Here is a 2,197-nt window from a genome sequence, read left to right on the forward strand (position 1 = left end):
TTTCTTGGGAGGCGGCGTCAAGTGTGTCCATGATCGGGATGCAGATCATTTCGTCGATGTCGTCATAACCCAAAAATTCAAGGTAAGAGGTGTTGGCGTAGATGTGCATGCCTTCGTTGACGTATGCGATCGCGTCTTTGGAACTATCTAGCAGTAGCTCACAGCGGTGCTCGACATCGCGAATTTCAACTTCGATACGGCGCAATCGCTTTAGATCTCGAACGTGCTGAATCTCGCGCTTAACAACCTCGACTAAATGTTTATCTTGATTGCTTGAAACAACGTCATGTGCGCCGGCTTTCATTAAGTCGGTCACTTTGGTTTCATCATACTCTTCGCTAATGACGATCAGTGGCACGTATAGATCGTTCTTTTTTATCAAGGTGCAGGCTTGGCTTAAGTCGAAATCCGCGACGGATTCTCGAGCAACAAACAGATCCCAGTTTCCGCTAGAAAGAGCTTCGTCTAGCTCTTCTTCGTCGCTAACAAGTTTGGCGCGCGTAGCTAAACCGGCATTGCGAAGCAGGCTGACGAGTTTCTCTGCATCATTTTGGGAGTCTTCCAAAACTAATAGGAAGAGGGTCTCTGTGCTTTTTGTCATTTTTTTTCTAAACCACTTGAACTACAAACTTGGCCAAAGAGAGTCGAACTCATCTTCAATATTTAACTCGTCTCCTCGCACGATTTCGGTCTCTTCGAATTCGGGAGACTTTGAGTCGAGCATATGCGTTGTGCTAAGGACGAATTGGCTGAAACTACCTGTTTCTGCAACGGTGCTGGAGAGTATGCATTTCGACTCTACACCACTAAAGCGGAGCAGCACTTTGTTGCCCTCTTTAAACGGCATTCTAGGCGTCACAAGCGTACTTGGCTGTCCGATGCTACTTAATTCCGGTAGCAATAAGCCTCTTAAAAACTCGCTGTGTTTGCCAGTTTTGTTCAGCTGTTGCACGGCACACGGCCTCGCTCTTGGAGCAAGAAGTTCGATGCCAATTTGAGTGCCTTGTTGTTTTGAATGACGCATCCAGCGAATGACGGCAATACTCCATGATTTCTCAGGGGTTTCACGCACACAAAGTAATTCCCCTGCCTGAACGTTTTTCGGCACGTTGCCTGGCCACTGAATGCAGTAACCCCCAGGGCTTGTATTTATCAGTGCGGTTGAGTGCACTGGAAAGTCTTTCTCAGCGCTCTCAGGATGGTTAGTGTAATCGATGACCGATTCACTCTTTAGCGATTTTGCGCTATCGACGCTTGCAGCATCAAATGCATTTGCCCAAGGATCATTAAATGATTTGTGACCTTTGCGCTCATTTTCTTGGTCTAAATCAATCGGTTCTATGCCAAAGAGATGAGGCTGAAAGGCCGTTTTTCCTGATGTGTAAAAATGAATCCCGCTTAGGCCAACCGCGACATCTAACTTGCCGCTACTTGCGATACGTTTAAAGGTTCGCTTTGTCAAAATGCCAAGAGAATGGTGTAAGTGCTGCAACAACGAATTTGATAGATGTACCGGCATTTCTAGATGCTTTACATCGCTGCTATTTGTTTTGGACGACGCGCTTATGTGAGAAGTAATGCGGGTTATAAGTTCGACCGTGTCAAAGCCATGAAAATATTCATCTAGATCTTCATGTACAAGGCTTTTATGTTTTGGGGGGCGGTCATCGGATAGATTTACGCAGAATACAGCCGAAGGCAGGTATTTTCTTCCAAGTTCAACATAATCTGACCATAGTTCGTAGACGCTCCATGCGTTGTCAATCTCCCGTTGCCGCAGCTGATTGGTACGACTACATGCAAGAAGCAGGTTGCGCTTGTAGGCTCTTCGGATAGATGTTTCTTTTACGAATTCGTTTTCCTCGTCGAGAACGAGATATTTCATTAAGCCAAGATCGTCACTAAAACGATAGACTTCGTTCATATCTTTCCACGCGTTTTTCGGTATGTACACGTAGAGCTTTGAACTGAGAAGAAGAATCTTGCCTAATTCGGTAATAACTCGATGCGCGGCACCAGCAAAGTTTTTACGCGCCAATTCTGTACCAAGCTCTGGAACCGTCTCTACTAAAACGATTTTGTATCCCGTAGTCAGGGCAAGGTGGAGGCTCGTAACGAGATTAATCACCTTACGCTGTTTTTCCTGAGGAGTAATAGACCCGTTTAAGAAGTGTTTTGAGAGTTCGGTGCAGGCGAA

At 45.8% G+C, this 2,197-nt stretch carries 1 protein-coding gene and 1 pseudogene; both read right to left on the minus strand.

What is annotated here, in order from left to right; genetic code table 11:
* Positions 1 to 601, minus strand: a pseudogene (locus A3751_RS13025) (response regulator); the annotation flags it as partial.
* Between the two features lie 21 nt (positions 602 to 622).
* Positions 623 to 2,197: GTPase (locus A3751_RS13030; protein ID WP_231876892.1), on the minus strand; the 1,575-nt coding region annotated here is incomplete at its 5' end.

The sequence above is a fragment of the Oleiphilus sp. HI0080 genome (assembly GCF_001635135.1).